At 54.5% G+C, this 16377-nt stretch carries 8 protein-coding genes; 3 read left to right on the top strand and 5 right to left on the bottom strand.

Annotation, left to right across the window (positions count from 1 at the left end; genetic code table 11):
• The first annotated feature begins 328 nt into the window (after nt 1–328).
• Nucleotides 329–2212, top strand: coding sequence for a di-heme-cytochrome C peroxidase (locus tag ACSV5M_RS11360; RefSeq protein ID WP_439176310.1), 1884 nt, complete (start codon nt 329–331; stop codon nt 2210–2212).
• A 22-nt stretch (nt 2213–2234) separates the two neighbouring features.
• Here the strand turns inward: ACSV5M_RS11360 and ACSV5M_RS11355 are convergent, their stop codons facing one another.
• The 3 genes from ACSV5M_RS11355 to ACSV5M_RS11345 all read right to left on the bottom strand — a co-directional run bounded on the left by ACSV5M_RS11355 (nt 2235) and on the right by ACSV5M_RS11345 (nt 7640).
• Nucleotides 2235–3227, bottom strand: coding sequence for an HD domain-containing phosphohydrolase (locus ACSV5M_RS11355; protein WP_439176309.1), 993 nt, complete (start codon nt 3225–3227; stop codon nt 2235–2237).
• Nucleotides 3228–3268: 41 nt separating this feature from the next.
• Nucleotides 3269–6532: an MHYT domain-containing protein gene (locus ACSV5M_RS11350; RefSeq protein WP_439176308.1), complete on the bottom strand. Its 3264-nt coding sequence runs from the start codon at nt 6530–6532 to the stop codon at nt 3269–3271.
• A 142-nt stretch (nt 6533–6674) separates the two neighbouring features.
• Nucleotides 6675–7640: a diguanylate cyclase domain-containing protein gene (locus tag ACSV5M_RS11345; RefSeq protein ID WP_439176307.1), complete on the bottom strand. Its 966-nt coding sequence runs from the start codon at nt 7638–7640 to the stop codon at nt 6675–6677.
• Nucleotides 7641–8124: 484 nt separating this feature from the next.
• On the opposite strand from ACSV5M_RS11345, the gene ACSV5M_RS11340 reads away from it, so the two are divergent.
• Nucleotides 8125–10290 (top strand): FG-GAP repeat protein, encoded by a 2166-nt coding sequence (locus tag ACSV5M_RS11340; protein WP_439176306.1) that lies wholly within the window; start codon nt 8125–8127, stop codon nt 10288–10290.
• Between the two features lie 220 nt (nt 10291–10510).
• Here ACSV5M_RS11340 and ACSV5M_RS11335 read toward each other — a convergent pair whose 3' ends face one another.
• Nucleotides 10511–11557 carry a hypothetical protein gene (locus ACSV5M_RS11335; protein WP_439176305.1) on the bottom strand — a complete coding sequence of 349 codons (1047 nt, stop codon included), beginning with the start codon at nt 11555–11557 and terminating at the stop codon, nt 10511–10513.
• A gap of 101 nt (nt 11558–11658) precedes the next feature.
• On the bottom strand, nt 11659–12435 hold the full coding sequence (locus tag ACSV5M_RS11330) for a lytic transglycosylase domain-containing protein (RefSeq protein ID WP_439176304.1): 777 nt from the start codon (nt 12433–12435) through the stop codon (nt 11659–11661).
• 291 nt (nt 12436–12726) lie between these two features.
• Between ACSV5M_RS11330 and ACSV5M_RS11325 the strand changes: the two genes are divergently transcribed.
• A complete protein-coding gene (locus tag ACSV5M_RS11325) occupies nt 12727–16194 on the top strand; it encodes a HEAT repeat domain-containing protein (RefSeq protein ID WP_439176303.1) in 3468 nt (1155 codons plus the stop codon).
• The last annotated feature ends 183 nt before the right edge of the window (nt 16195–16377 follow it).

Here is a 16377-nt window from a genome sequence, read left to right as displayed (position 1 = left end):
ATTGTAAGAATGATTGCCGTGGGTAAAACATCTATGCCGATTACCACTTTGCGGATGATGATCCGACTAAAACAGGGGGCGGCAGTTTACGCACAAACGGCTCAGGCGCAAGCGAATTCATCATAGACTTGTATCGAGAGTGATTTATCCGCCAAAATAAACTTTTTGTCTGACCTTTATGGTGAAAGCCCGTTGCCAGCGTTCGTTGGACTGTCAACAATGCATTACCACTGCTCGGGGGGAAATGTATCTCCCGCTGTGACAGCAGGCTTGGTTGGATTACCACTTGAAACCATCGTTTTATCGCGCTTTATCGTAAGGAAGCACCATGATGAATTCAGTTCGTTTTATGTTTCTGGTATCGCTGCTGACACTGATGGTGTCCGGTTGCACGTCACACTCTCACGGTGTAATTGATACGCCTCGCAAGGCGTTGTTGTTACCCGAAGATACGTTTGGTGATCGGGCATCGCGTGTGATTTATCCCAACCAGAACTGGGACCCCGATGACAGTTTATGGTTCTACAACACGCCCCAGGGTTCCCATCTCTTACCCTATAACATCTTCCTGCATCTGGAGCAGGCTGAGCGCCCGGCGCTGTTTCGTCACAGCGACAATATGAATCGCCTGCGTTACCTCACCCAAAAGCCCTCGCCTGCTAATCCGGACGGCTTGCCACTGGGTTGGGTCAAAGAGACTTATCAGGGTAAAGACTATGTCGGTTTAACCTGCGCGGCCTGCCACACGGGCCAGGTTAACTATCAGGGCGTCGCGATTCGGATTGACGGTGGGCCGACCCTGTCAGATATGGACAAGCTGTTAATTGAGCTGGCCGATGCACTCGCTGCCACGGTTAATGATTCAGAAAAATTTATCCGCTTTGCCAACAGGGTTCTTGCTAACACCGACGCGGAGCACCAACAGGCCTTGCGCGATGAGCTGAAGTCTCTGGCGCAAAACCTGCGCCGCTATAACACCGCCAATGCCTCTTATGCAGACCAGCAACCGGTGCCGTACGGCTATGGACGCCTTGATGCGTTTGGGCGGATTTACAACCGGGTTTTCGCTCATCTCACACCCGGTACAGACAATGGTAATCCGGCTAATGCACCGGTCAGCTACCCGCCTTTGTGGGACACACCCCACCATGATTTTGTGCAGTGGAACGGCGTGGGCGACAACGAAGCGGACGGCACCTTATCGCGCAACGTCGGGCAAGCTATCGGTGTATTTGCCAGCATGGATTTGCAGCGTTTACCCGAGGATGCCGGCTACACCTCTTCCGTCAATATTCACAACCTGCGCCACCTGGAAACGCACCTGGAAAAGCTCTGGTCGCCCCGCTGGCAAGAACTGGCGGATCAAAAAATCCTGCCGCCGATCAACCATGAACTGGCAGGGAAAGGCCTGGCGGTTTATGTTGAATACCAATGCCACACATGTCATCAACTCATTGACCGTAACGATCCAGAGCGACGAATTATTGCCCGCTTCAGCAGTGTGCAGCAGGTCAACACCGATCCCGTCATGGCTAACAATGCGCTCTATTACACCGACAAGAGCGGGTACCTGGAAGGCCTGGTTTCCCTCAAACCGCCCAGCAAAACATTTGGCCCCCGAGTATCAGCCCTGGCCGCGGTGCGTGATGTGACCGAAGGGGTTATTCGCGCGGCGGCACCGCAGGAAAGCGCGAAAGGTATTGACCATACCCGGCGGCCAACCGTGTCCATCTCATCGACTCACAAGCTGCTGGATTTTGAGTACGTCGATAAAGCGAATCTGCAAACGCTCAAGGCCTACAAAGCAAGACCGCTGAATGGTATTTGGGCCACGGCGCCCTATTTGCACAATGGTTCCGTAGCTAACCTCTATGAATTGTTTCTGCCCAGTTGCAGCGATGACGAGATAGCGGCGGGAAAATTTTGCCGGGCCAATCAATTCACCCTCGGTTCGCGCGAACTTGATCCGGTCAAGGTAGGACTCGTTCAACGCGACCCGCGCGATTACCCGGCGGTGTTTGTGTTGGACACTCGGCTGCCGGGCAATTCAAACAAAGGCCATGAATATGCAGCAGGTGTTACGCCGGTTGCCGTTGTGGATGAGCGCGGTCAATTGGTCAGGGATGAAGCTGGCAAGCTGGTGATGCGTACACTGCCGCCCATTAGTGAAGAGAAACGCCTGGCCTTGGTTGAATTTTTGAAAACCCTGTAGCCCGGGCCGGCGTAATTGTCGTTTATATTTTTTCGGCCCAGCGCTCCTTAACCTCCAGTATCGCCGGCAACTGTTCAAGAAATAATTCAACCAGTTGCGGATCAAAATGCTTGCCGCATTGTTCGCGAATATACGCAATGGCTTCATTCAGCGGCCAGGCTTTTTTGTAGGGCCGCTGAGTGGTAAGGGCATCAAAGACATCCGCCACAGCCACAATACGTCCCACCATTGGAATGTCCTCGCCTTGCAAACCGCGCGGATACCCACTGCCGTCCCAGCGCTCGTGATGCGTCAAGGCGATGTCGTGGGCCATATGTAATAAACCGGCGGGATGCACACCGATAATGCGTGCACCAATCACCGGATGTTCACGCATGACCGCCCACTCGTCCGGCGTTAATTTGCCGGGCTTTTGCAAGATACTATCGGGAATGCCAATCTTGCCGATGTCGTGCATGGGGGCCGCGTGCAACAAATCTTCTGCCGTGGCTTCATCAAAGCCGGCAGCGCGGGCAATAATGTGGGAATAGTGGCTCATGCGAATAACGTGGAGCCCGGTTTCGTTATCTTTATATTCAGCGGCCAAACCAAGTCGCTGCACAATTTCCAGACGCGTTTTCTTTAATTCATCCACACGCACCAGGGACAAATGCGTCGCTACCCGTGCACGCACAATGGCACCACTTACCGGCTTGGTAATGTAATCCACTCCGCCGACTGCAAAGCCCTGTGCTTCTTCGGCGGCATCGCTTAACGCGCTTACAAAAATCACCGGGATATGTTGCGTGCGCACATTGTGTTTTAATTTTTCACATACCTGATAACCGTTCATCTCCGGCATCATCACATCGAGCAGGATCAAATCGGGCAGCTCGGCATCGGCCAGCTCCAATGCATCTTCCGGCGATTTCGCGAACAGCAAACGGTAGTGTTGTTTGAGGATTTGGCGCAACACATTCAGGTTGGTTGCCTCATCGTCCACCACCAGAATGGTGATGCTGAAGTCTGTGGTCATACGGTGATTCCCACCCTATTCGTTATTGATTATTGTTGATGTCAGGTATCGGCTAGCTGTTGTTGTAATGTGTCCAGGTGGCGCAAGGCCGCTGAAAATTCGAAATCCATCATCGCCTGCTGGATTCGGCCAATAATGATTTGATGGGCATCTGCACGAAAAGCCTGTTTGATCAGGCGCAGGGATGCTTCATCCAGCTCACCTCGGCCTAACGCTGTTTTTAATTGGGTAATCGCCAACGCACTGTGCGCGGGATCAATCAACAATTGCGGTGCAATCATTTCGCGTAATTGCGGCAGAGCATTGACAGCGGCAACCAGCTGATCAAATACGCTTTGCAATTCGTCACGCTGCTTGAGCCAGGTGTCACCATGGAGTTGTTCTAGCGGTATTTGCGCAATGTGCTTAAGCACGTCTGCCAGAGCCGGCAGTGCAAGATTCACTGCCGCACCGCGCGCCCGATGCAAGAGCTGGGCAACCGCCGACACATTTTGCAGCTTTAGTGCCGCTTCAAGATTTTCCACCAGAGCGCGATTTTCGGCGATAAATTGACGCAGCGCGTTGTAATAAAACGTTTCGCTTTGCCACAGGGCCAGGCCCGCACTGAGCGAAATGGGCACCGGTGCCGACACCGGGTTCGACGATGAACAAACTTGCGTTTGCACCGTCAGACCGAGCAAGCGCGCCATCTCCGATTGCAACTCAAACAGGTTGATCGGTTTAGTGGCAAAACCGTCCATTCCCGCCTCGCGTGCGGCCAGTTTGTCGGCGTCCAGCACGCTGGCGGTCAACGCGATAATCGGTGTGGGCTTTAATTGATTCGCCTGTTCGTGTTGACGCATCAAACGGCTGGACTCCAGGCCGTCCATCACCGGCATTTGCACGTCCATCAATACCACATCAAAGGTACGCTGCTGGAATACGGCCAGCGCCTCTGCGCCGTCCATCACAGCAGTGACCTGATGCCCGCCTTTGCGCAACAGAATGTCCAGTAACTGCACATTCGGCACGACATCATCGACAACCAGAATGCGCAACGGGGGTAGCGCCAACAATTGACGATCCGGCAGGCGCGTATGGATTTCTCCCTGTAACAACGGAATGCGAAAACTGAAGACCGATCCTTTACCCAATTCACTGGTAACGCTGATGGTGCCGCCCATCAATTCAATTAACTGCTTGCTGATGGTGGTGCCCAACCCCGAACCGCCAAAGCGGCGGGTCATGGAAGCATCCGCTTGCGTGAAGGGTTCAAAGATGTGTTGCAGCCGATCAGCCGCAATGCCAATGCCGCTATCGCGGATGGCAAAACCAATAAAGCCTACGTCTGCGGATACATTCACCACCACTTCCCCGCGCTCAGTAAATTTCACCGCATTACCGATCAGATTGACCAACACCTGACGCAGGCGCTGTTCATCGCCGCGAAAAAACTCACCCATGCCAGACGCGTATTCCAGGCGCAACGCCAGACCTTTTTGCTCCGCATTGACCTTAAAGGTGGCCAGCACCTGATACAGCAATTCAGTTAACGAAAAATTAACCTCTTCCAGCTCTACCACACCACGCTCCAGTTTGGCGGTATCCAGCACATCGTTAAGCAAATGCAGTAACGAGCCGGAAGCGTGATTGATGGTATCGAGATATTGTTTTTGTTCTTCACTCAGCGGAGTCTGTAAAAGAATGTCGATAAAGCCAATGATCGCATTCATCGGGGTGCGAATTTCGTGGCTCATATTGGCCAAAAATTCTGTTTTCACTGCCACCGCCTGCTCGGCTTTTATTTTTTCATGGCGCAAGACCTGCTCCATCTCGTAGCGTTGGGAAATATCCAGGATCACCCCGTCGAGCCACACAATTTCACCCACGTCGTTGGTGATCAGGCTGCCGTTTTCCCATACCCAAAGAATCCGGCCATCTTTGTGGATGATGCGATATTCCACTTCAAAAACTTTGTCGCTGTTAAGGATGTGCAAGCCGATCCGTTCCCGATCATCCGGATGCACAATATCACTAAACGTAATGCCTCCCGGTCGCATAAAGGCTTTCGCCGGATAACCGGTAAATCGCTCTACCGCATCACTGATATACAACATGGTCCAGTCTTTGTCGGGCAAGCAGCGATAAGAAATGCCGGGTAAATTGCCGACCAATGAACGAAATTTTTCCTCGCTTTCACGCAATGCCGTTTCAAATTGTTTACGTTCAGCGATATCACCCACAACCGCTACATAAAACGTGTTTTCAGGCATCTGCGCCTTACCAATGGTAAGGTGCACCGGCATGGAGCGTCCGTTTTTATGCAACCCAATGACATCTTTACCGCGCGTGTAGTCTTGTTCATGCAAGCTGGGTAACAGGTAAGTGATCGCTTTCCCTCGAATTTCTTTTATTCGCCAACCGAACAACCGCTCCGCCGCCGGATTGATATCGCGAATCACGCCGTCCCCATCAAACAGAATCAAACTCTCAATGGCAGTTTCAAAGATGGTTTTGTGCTGTAGCTGCTGATATCGCAGGCGACGAAACAATTCGCGATAGCGCAGCAAGCCATTCACCACCAACACCAGCAGCGTCAGCGCAATAGTGAGCGCACTGATGGTGAGCGCAATAAAGGTGGCGTCATTGGTGGGATTGTTTTCCGCCAGCTCGGCCACGCCCACAAAACGCGCTGCTGCCATGCCGGTGTAATGCATGGCATTGATCGCCAGGCCCAGAACGCAACCACCGAGCAATACCGAGGCAAGTTCGCTTTGCCAGCGCACGCGAAAGCGTATCCAGAAGCCGAGGATCGCCAGCACCACCGCCACCCCTAATGACACGACAAACATCAGGGGGTCAATGCGCAGTAACGGTGCCATCTCCATTGCGGCCATCCCGGTGTAATGCATCGCGCCGATACCACATCCCACCAGGGTGCCGCCAATGACCAACTGGCGCAGCCTGACCTGCGCATGACTCAGGAGATGTAGGGCAATACCTGATGCAAAGAATCCCGGAAGAAACGACACCAGCGTCAGGACGCGGTCGTATCGCACGTTGGCACACAGCGCAAATGACAGCATGCCGACAAAATGCATGGCCCAGACACCACCACCCAGGGCCAGGCTACCTGTCAACAAAATCAGGAAACGGGTCGGACGATGATGGCTGTGGCGCGCCTGGCCGGCCATCTGCAATGCCATGCTTGCCGCGAACACAGACAGCAAGACGGACAGCACGACAAGGTAAGGATCGTAGGTGCCAAAGAGCAACAAAGCGGAATCGCGCGGATAATCAAACCAAGTCAGGAAACGTGTCGCCACACCAGGACCTCTTGACGGGTGTCGTTATGTCCTGTGCGAATTACATGGGAGTCAGCGCAGACAGGATTTTCTCTCACATGGTTCAAGCATAGACCGCCGCACCGCCCCTCGCTAACTTACGCTGGCATCAAAAGCAGATTTTTCAGCGCGATTCCAGGGTATCCACCGACACCCCGGAAGCCAGGTCAACCGAGCCGCAAATACGGTTGCGCCCTTCCGCCTTGGCGCGGTAGAGAGCCTTGTCTGCCTGGGCAATCAAGTCGTCGGCAAGGCTGGCGCGCGTGCTGGCAATACCACCACTCAAGGTCAGGATGTGATAGGGGCTGTGGTCGTGGGTCAGGGCGAGTTGTTGGACAGCCAGGCGCGCACGTTCAGCGGCATGACTCGCATCGCGAATATCCGAGCCCGGCAATAACATCAACAGTTCTTCACCACCATAGCGGTAGAGGGTATCGCCCTGACGCATGGTGTTTTTTATCGCGGATACAACCGCTTGCAGGGCGTGATCGCCCTCGACATGACCATAGTGATCATTGAAGGGCTTGAAATAATCGAGATCCAGCAGGGCGATGGCGTAGGCCTGGCGGGTGCGTTGCGCTGTGGCTGAGACTTTCGCCATATCCGTTTGCATCGCACGACGATTGCCGATGCGCAGCAGCGGGTCTTCCCGGGACTGGGCACGCAACTCGGTATTGGCGTCCATTAATACTGATTGTTGCTCAAGGATGTCGACATAGAGATTAATCATGTCAGTGTGGGTGACCATACCCACAAGATAACCTTGGTGATCTATGACCGGTAGATGGCGCACATGATGTGCGCGGGCAAGCCGCAGGGCATCGAAGAGGCTGGCGTCCTGCCGTACGCAGACCGGGTCGGGCGTCATGATGGCGGACACTGTCCAACAGTCGATTACCCCGGTTTGCAGGGCGCGTGAATAAGCCGCTACCAGATCGCGCTCTGTCAGAATTCCCTTAACCAAGCCATCCGCTGTGATGACCGCACAGGAATGATTGTTGGCGCGCATGGTGGCGACAACATCTACCAGGAGGTCGTCTTCCCTGGCAGAGGAACCCACTGAGGTCATCAAGTCGCTAACGGTCGTCATAAATTTTCCTGAGAACCACCCCCGTAAACCCTCTCCTGCATCCTTCTTATGTTATGAGTTGCAGTGACAGGGAAAATGTGCGGCGGATGATAGCATGAATGGCGTTAAAATCTTCACCTATTGAGCAACATTTATACGAAGCGTTTGAGAAGTAATCGACACCATCACCACCTCCGTGAGCATTTCCGTTTAAAAGGGCCGGGGATTTGTAAAAAATTGTGCGACAACGCAGAGGGACACGCTGCGATCCTGCACCGAGCGCCGCGGTGTACCGCTGTATCACCGACATCGCCGGATCCCGTATCCGACGGCTCCCGTCCGAATTCCTGAACCAATTGTATGCTGAGGGAGTCCTAATTCGCACGCCAGACCGCACCACACCACCAACCTAACCTCTCCTGCAGATATCTATGCGTTTGGATTGACACCGCGCCCCATGACACACAGAATCGCCGGCTAGGTTTTTTTATCAGGAACAGGCTGCATGAATACAGATAGAATCCAGCGCTTGCTTAACCGTAGCGCCCTTGTTTTTTCCATATTGACCAGCGCATTGGTCATGACCGCCTGCGGTGGCAGCGATAAAAAAGACGATGTATTTCCCGACCCCAGCAGCAGCTCTTCCAGCCTGTCCAGTTCCAGCAGTTCGTCCAGCTCCAGCGCCAATGCCGTCTGGCCCGGCATCAATGTCACGGCTGATTCACCCAAGACCCTTTCGTTCAGCTGGACACCGGTAGACGGCGCCCTGTCCTATCGCCTCTACAAGAATGCGGACGGGTCCAGCGGGTTCGTCCAGGTCGGTGCTGACCTGACCACCACCAGTGCTACCGACACCATCAGCGTCCACCTGCATGATTGGGATAATGCGACTTATTATGTGGAGGCTTGCCTTTCCGAGGACTGTACGGACAAAACCGATTCCAACACCCTGACCACACCCGGCGCCATGCTGGGGGCTATCGGTTACTTTAAAGCGTCTAATACCGATACCAGTGACTGGTTTGGCTGGAGCCTGGATATGTCTGCTGATGGGCAGACGTTGGTAGTCGGTGCTCCTACGGAAGATAGTAATGCAACAGGAATCAACGGTGATCAGGCCAGCAACACCAGTCCGTCCGCTGGGGCAGTTTATGTGTTTGCTTTGGCTGACGGTGTTTGGACACAACAGGCTTATATCAAGGCATCTAATACTGAGCAGCCTAACGATGACAAAGATTTGGTTATCACCAATGATCGTTTTGGCTATCGGGTGGCTTTGTCAGACGATGGCAACACGCTGGCGGTAACGGCATTGTTAGAAGATAGCGCTGGCACAGGCATTAATTGTGACCAAGGTAATTATCTTGTAAAAAATACGGATGGGAAAATTGTGCCGGCAAATATCAATGTCGGTGCGGTTTATGTTTTTACCCGCGACGGTACCACCTGGAGCCAGGAGGCCTATCTGAAGCCGTTTAACCTTCAGCAAGAGTTTGGTTATAGTTTGGCGCTCTCGGCAGATGGAAATACCTTGGCAGTGGGCTCGATCACCGAATCGTCCTTAATTTCCGGCATCCCTACTTTCAGCAGCTCCAGCAGCAATCCTGATCGCTGCGAAAATGCCAATGCCACTCCTGGCAGCGCATCCAGTTCCAGTTCATCCAATAGCTCGTCGTCCAGCAGTTCATCGAGCAGTACCAGCAGCTCATCCAGCTCCAGCTCTATTCCTGGTGGAACCAGTTCGGGAGCGGTATATGTGTTTTCTCGTGCAGAGGGTATCTGGACTCAAGAAAGTTATATCAAAGCCTCCAACGCTGGACCAGGAGACATTTTCGGAGCGAGTGTTGCCTTGTCAGCAGATGGCAACATCCTGGCCGTCGGTGCTCCTGGAGAAGACTCGGTGTCAACTGGCGTAAATGGGAATGAGAATAACGATTTCGGGCTTTATTTGGTAAATGCTCAAGGCCAGCCTGTGTGGACTACGATAAATTCTGGAGCGGTTTATATTTTCCACCGACTGGACAATACCTGGGAACAGGAAACCTACCTGAAGCCCAACTACGTTTCCTGGCAATTGCAATTCGGCTCAAGCTTAAGTCTTTCGGCAAATGGAAATACCTTGGCAGTAGGTGCGATAGGTGATTGGAGTAGGGCTACCGGAATCAATGGTGCGCCAGATGATTTGGATCTACCACAACTCAACTCTTATTACCCGTCTGCGGGGGCTCGCCTATCAGGCGCTGCTTATATTTTCACGTCAGATGGACAAGGCTGGCAACAAACCACCTATATCAAAGCATCCAATGCCGAGGCTCAGGACCAGTTCGGTCATCGGGTGAAATTATCCGGTGATGGCAGCCGCCTGGCGGTAAGCACCATTATTGAGGCAGGCACATCCAAAGGCATCAACGGCGACGAGTCTGACAACACCACCCTCAATACGGGTGCCGTTTACGTGTTTGGCGTAGATGCCGGCACCTGGACGCAAACCAGCTATGTGAAGCCATCCAATACCCGTGGCGGTGATCGCTTCGGCGCCAGCCTGGGGCTCAGCACGGATGGTGGCACCATGGCCGTGGGCGGCTATCGCGATCCAAGTAAAGCGACCGGGGTGAATGGGGATCAGAACGATGATTCAGCACCCTCGGCTGGCGCGGTGTACGTCTATTAGAACTTGATAGACCTTACCAATAGGAATTTAGAAAACCCTTCTACTCCAGCGCACAATCCAAAGTCGGCGTTAGGGCATGTGTTTCAAAACCCTCAAGTCATGGACGACTTGAGGGAGCTACAGGGATGTATTTATGCGTTTTTGAAACACATGCCCTAATGACGAACGCACTACAAAGTACCTTGTCATGCCTCATCGAGCTTATTAAGCGGCGTTCAACTCACACCGTCAGATTAATCTCCTGCACAGTTCCAACCTCCCCCGCCTCCGTCAGATAAATACCACTATTAACTACCTCTCCCAGTGATCGGTTTTGCTGATCCCTTAATTGAAACGCGCTGGTGACATGGCCGAGGTAAATGGCCCCTACGCCTTTCTCGCCCAGCCCGACCAATTGACTGGAGCCGTCTTCGTTCATTAACCAGATGCGCAAGCGGGAATAGATGCTGTCGGCTTCATCGATGAACTGATTATTGTCTTCATCGTACTTAGCCAACTCGTCAAAGCCGCGCCCGGAGGTGGGGCCGAAGAGTTCGCTGCCGTCGTTGATGATGCCATCACCGTTGCGATCCAGTGCCAGAAAACCGCTGCCTGGGCTGAGAATGGCGATCTGGTCTTTGGTGCCGTCACCGTCCAGGTCAAAGGCAAATCGGGTTTGCGATAAGGCAGCCCCCTTGCCATCAAAATTAAGTACCAACGGGTCGATGCTGGCCACCTGCCCTTGGCGAATAACCAGACTGGATGCTTCGTAATACTCGCGTGACATACCCAGGCTAGTGCCAAAATGGATGCGGCGGCCGTCGGCGGTTTCTATAACCCCGGTTGCCTGGAACATCAGCCGTTCGGACTCCCGATAGACCTCGTGTCGCTCATAAACAAGGCTTGCACTTGTACTGCTCGCGGGTGGTGGCATCGTCGTACCCAGCGACATAGATACTGCCCGCCCCTCCTGCGTCAGCTCATCGGGCGCCATCAGGTTCAAGGGGCGCCCCATCACTTTTTCAAACATCATCTTCAGGATCAGGAGGTTGACGCGCGATTGGGCATCCATGGCGGTATTCAGGTCGAGCCGTTGCCGGTTCACCTGGGAGGCCAGGAGGTTAAGAGAAAAGCCATGGGGCGAAATATTCACTGCTGGGGGTGGATTCGGTGGGGCTGTAGCGGTATCGGTTGCGGCAGGTTGGATAACCAGACGCTCTTCAACCTCATGGTTTTCCTGGTACTGATGGTGACTGGCCATAGCAATGGCGGCATGGGTGACAATCATTCGCGCAGCTCCTCTACGGGTATTACCCGGATAGCGGCAAAGATTGTGCAAAGTTTAGACGGGTTGGCGTTTAAATTTAAATAAAGAGTGGTGTTCGGGTATCAAAGATTACTTGCCTGGTGAGAGGCTTTGGCGACATCGACCTCTGCCAGGGCGTCCTGGTAGCGCTTGTGCAGGATGCGCACGCGTTTAACGTAAGCTTCGGTTTCGGCGTAAGGCGGTATCCCGTCGTGACGCTTCACCGCTCCAGGGCCGGCATTGTAGGCCGCCGAGGCGAGGGTTACATTGCCGCCATAGAGTTTTAGCAGGTAGGCCAGATATTTCACTCCGCCATGGATATTCTGAGTGGGCGATAGCGAGTCCTTCACCCCCATATCCCGCGCTGTTGCCGGCATTAACTGCATCAAACCCACCGCGCCTTTACGCGAGATAACGCTTTCACGAAACGCCGACTCTGCATGGATGACTGCCCTGACCAGAGCCGGGTCCACTGCGTGTTTACGGGCCGCCGCGTCGATCGGATAAGTGTAGGCGTGGGTGTTCAGTTTGATGGAGTACCAATCCACCTTTGAAGCGGGGTTACAGGCGAAGCAGCTATAGGTGACGACCTCGTAGCGGGTGCTCATTGGTGCCCGGTCGGAGAACGAGACCACGCCATCCTTGTTGTATTTGTAGACCCTGAGGTTCGGCTTCGCTTTCTCTGCCTTACCGTCGCTGAAGCTATTGGGTTTGGGTGGAGAAGCCGCGTTATCAACCTGACCCACTTCGTGATGCGTTTGCGCATAGACCGTCTGGGCATCACTGACGGATGCCAAAAACAGGGCGACTGATCCAGCGAGCCACCCGGCGAGGCGGGCGGACAAAAGTGAGGTATTCACGGTGCAAATGTATTCCAGAGAAACGTCGTCTGATAGCTGCAGGTGCGCTGTCAACGCGGGTAACTGTTAGTGTAGCGCATGGCACCCAAGTCTCCAGTCCGGCAACCGCAGCCGAATCCAGGAGTGAGATCTGGTTCTCATACGTCCCTACCTGCCAGAAGCTGGCGTGAGTTTTTGTTAAGTAATGTCTAGGCTCAACGCGAGTGGCAGCCATTCACTTATACTTCTTCCGGCTTTAATCCATATAAATAAGATAACCACACAATAACTAACTCTCTTGTGAAGATGTCCATGAAAAAAACCAATTCCCTGATTCGTTCATCATCCACCTTGCTGTTACCCCTATTATTGATCTCTGCCTGTTCACCCGAAGCGCCAGACGCACCACCAGCGGGGAAAACAACCAGCAGCGCCAGCTCGAAAGTGGCGCTGGAAATTCGCCAGGTAACCGACGATGAGGCACAAAAAACCGCTGCCAGTATCAATCAACAGGTCAATCTGGTACCGGCAGAGGGCCTCGAAGCACAGCTCTGGGCCTCTGAAAAGCTCCTGGGCGACCCGGTCGCGATCAGCGTGGATAACCGGAATCGCATCTGGGTAGCGGTTACCAACCGCAGCAACAATTCCGAATTTGATATTCGCGGCTACCCACAGTGGGAATTTCCCGCAGTAGCCTTCCGCACCCTGGAGGATCGCCGCCAGTTCCTGCGCACTGAGCTGGCGCCGGAAAAGAGCCAGCAAAACACCTGGCTGCCGGACCGCAACAAAGACGGCTCTCACGACTGGCGCGACCTGGCAGTAGAGAAAGAAGAAGTCCTGATGGTAGAAGACACCACCGGCGATGGCCGCGCAGACCGCTCCCAGGTATTCTTGCGTGACTTCAGCGAAGAGGTCACCGACGTGCTGGGGGGTATTGAGTATCACAACCACCGCGATGAAGTGTTTCTTGCCGTGGGCCCTGGCGCCTGGCAAGCGAAAGATACTGATGGCGACGGCGCAGCAGACACAACGACATCCCTGGCTGATGGCTTTTCCATCCATATCGGTTTCAGCGGCCATGGCATGTCGGGTATGACAGTCGGCCCGGATGGACGCATCTATTACGGCATCGGCGATATCGGTATGAGCTCCACCGATGCATCCGGTAAGCGCTGGCACTACCCCGACCAGGGCGTCATTGTCCGTAGCGAGCCGGATGGCTCCAATTTTGAAGTCTTCGCCCACGGCTTGCGCAACACCCACGAATTCACCTTTGATAAATACGGCAACCTGATCACCGTGGACAACGATGGCGACCACGAAGGCGAGTACGAGCGCCTGGCTTATTTGATTGACGGCTCGGACAGTGGCTGGCGGATCAACTGGCAGTTAGGCAAATACAAAGATCCCAAAAACAACACCTACAAAGTGTGGATGGACGAGAGTTACTACAAACCCCATTTCAAAGGCCAGGCCGCGCATCTCCTGCCGCCCGTGGCACCCTATCATGCCGGGCCTGCCGGAATGGTCTACAACCCCGGGACAGCCTTGGGTGAAGAATGGCAGGATCATTTCTTTGTGGTGGAGTTTGTGGGCTCGGCGCCCCGCTCCGGCATCAATGCCTTCACCCTCGAACAGGACGGTGCATCATTCAAGCTTGCCAGCGATAAAAAGGTATTCCGTGGCGTCCAGGGCACCGGCCTCGATTTCGGTCCGGACGGCGCACTCTACATGAGCGACTGGATTGAGGGCTGGGGCCGCAATGGCAAGGGTCGTATCTGGAAGCTGGATAAACCCGCCGAGACCGGCAGTGAACAACGCCGGGATACCCAGGCTAAATTGGCCGAGGATTTCAGCCCGCTCACGCCCGAGCAGTTGGTGACACTGCTGCAACATCCTGATATGCGGGTGCGTCAGAAAGCCCAGTTTGAGTTGGCCGAACGCCAGGCGGTACCTGCCCTGCTGGCTGCGATTGAACAACGGGAACATCAACTGGCACGCATCCACGGCATGTGGGGACTGGGTCAACTGGCGCGCCAGGATCAGGCTCACGCCGAACCGCTGGTCGCGCTGCTGAGCGATAACGACCCGGAAATCCGCGCCCAGGCGGCGCGCCTGCTCGGCGATGTGGCCTATGCCAAAGCCACTGATCTGCTGATCAAGGCACTGTCTGATGATAATCCCCGTACCGTATTTTTTGCCGCCCAGGCTCTGGGCCGTATCGGCGCTGATAATGCCGTAGCACCGCTGGTGGCCATGCTGGCCGCCAACGATGATCGCGATATTTACCTGCGTCAGGCCGGTGCTATTGCCTTGGGCCGTATTGGCGATGAGGCCGCCCTGGCGGCACTGGCCAGTCATCCCTCAGAAGCCGTGCGGATTGCAGCGGTGGTGGCTTTGCGCCGTTTACAAAGCCCGGCACTGGAACAATTCCTGAGTGACAAGAGTGAGTTTGTCGTCACCAACGCGGCGCGTGCCATCAATGATGACGAGTTTGTAAAGCCCGCCTTGCCAGCCCTGGCGCGCATGCTTGAGCAAACCCGCATTACCAACGAGCCCTTGGTGCGCCGCGCCATCAACGCCAACCTCTATGTCGGTACGCCCGACGCCGCCAAGCGCCTGGTGAACTTCGCCCAATCCAAAAGCGCGGGCGACCTGCGCGCCGAAGCAGTAAAAGCAGTGGGTGTGTGGGCTGAAACCTCCACCTTTGATCGCGTAACCGGCCAATATCGCGGTGCCATCAAAAACAACGCTGACGACGCACGCACCGCCCTGCGAGCGGCCTACCCCGCCCTGTTGGCGGATAACGCCCCGGCCGTACGGGAAGCCACTGTCTTTGCCCTGGGCGACCTGAGTTTTACCGAAGCCCTGATACAACTGAATCAGGTAATGCGTCAGGACACGAGCCCACGCGTGCGCATCGCAGCATTGAACAACCTGCAAAAACTCCAGTATGAAGCCATGGGCGATGCCGTCTTTGCCGCCATGAACGACAAAGACCAGGACGTGCGCATGGCCGCCCTAAGCCTATTGCCCACCCTGGACCTGCCGGTTAAAGACGTCGTCGAAATGCACCGCATCCTGCTGGACACGGGTAGCGTCGGAGAACAACAGGCAGCCTTCATCTCCCTCGCCAATGTCGACGCGCCGGAAGCACACCAGGTGCTGGCAGAAAAAGTACAAGCGCTGATTAACGGCAAGATTGAGCCAGCAGTGCAACTGGAAGTCATTACTGCCGCCGAAAAAGCCGGTACCGCCGAGCTGAAAACATTGCTGGCAGATTACGAAAGCCGCAAAGACCCCAATAATCCTCTGGAAAAATACCGTGAAGCCCTACTCGGCGGCAACGTGCAAGCCGGCCAGGATCTGTTCCGCTACAACAGCGCCGCCCAGTGTGTACGCTGCCATATGGTCGGACATCGCGGCACTATGGTCGGACCAGTGTTAACCAAGATCGGCAACACCTTGACCCGCGAGCAACTGTTAGAAGCCATGGTAGCGCCAGGCGCCCGCATCGCCCCCGGTTTTGGCCGTATCACTGCGGTTATGCCCAACGGCGACCGCATCGAAGGCTTCTTTGAAGCAGAAACCGCAACGAAGATCACCCTGGTCGCGGCAGACAAAACCCATCAACTGGCAAAAGCCGATATCAGCAAGATCGAACCGGGCGTATCAGGCATGCCACCCATGGGCTACTTACTGGACCGCGCGCAACTGCGTGACCTGGTAGCGTATCTGGTGACCTTGACGGGAGAAGAGGAAGAAGCGGAGAAGCATTAACCTGTTAATTAAACACCCTAAATCCACGATGAATTCAGGGTGTTAACTGCCTATATCTATTCGCCTGAATCAATGTGAGTTTTGGAAGGGGAGAGAGCGTTTCGAAACCCTCACGTCAGGGACGACGTGAGGGAGCTACAGGGACGTATTCACCGCGTTTTCGAAACGCTCTCTCCCCTTCCA

The organism is Cellvibrio sp. ARAG 10.3 (assembly GCF_051846955.1).
In the GTDB taxonomy this organism is placed as follows: domain Bacteria; phylum Pseudomonadota; class Gammaproteobacteria; order Pseudomonadales; family Cellvibrionaceae; genus Cellvibrio.
This window is presented reverse-complemented; position numbering and strand designations above follow the sequence as displayed.

Excerpts from the sequence above, each read along its gene's own strand:
- ACSV5M_RS11355 (WP_439176309.1), bottom strand. The coding sequence starts at position 3,227 with ATGACCACAGACTTCAGCATCACCATTCTGGTGGTGGACGATGAGGCA.
- ACSV5M_RS11335 (WP_439176305.1), bottom strand. The coding sequence starts at position 11,557 with ATGATTGTCACCCATGCCGCCATTGCTATGGCCAGTCACCATCAGTAC.
- ACSV5M_RS11345 (WP_439176307.1), bottom strand. The coding sequence starts at position 7,640 with ATGACGACCGTTAGCGACTTGATGACCTCAGTGGGTTCCTCTGCCAGG.
- ACSV5M_RS11325 (WP_439176303.1), top strand. The coding sequence starts at position 12,727 with ATGAAAAAAACCAATTCCCTGATTCGTTCATCATCCACCTTGCTGTTA.
- ACSV5M_RS11360 (WP_439176310.1), top strand. The coding sequence starts at position 329 with ATGATGAATTCAGTTCGTTTTATGTTTCTGGTATCGCTGCTGACACTG.
- ACSV5M_RS11340 (WP_439176306.1), top strand. The coding sequence starts at position 8,125 with ATGAATACAGATAGAATCCAGCGCTTGCTTAACCGTAGCGCCCTTGTT.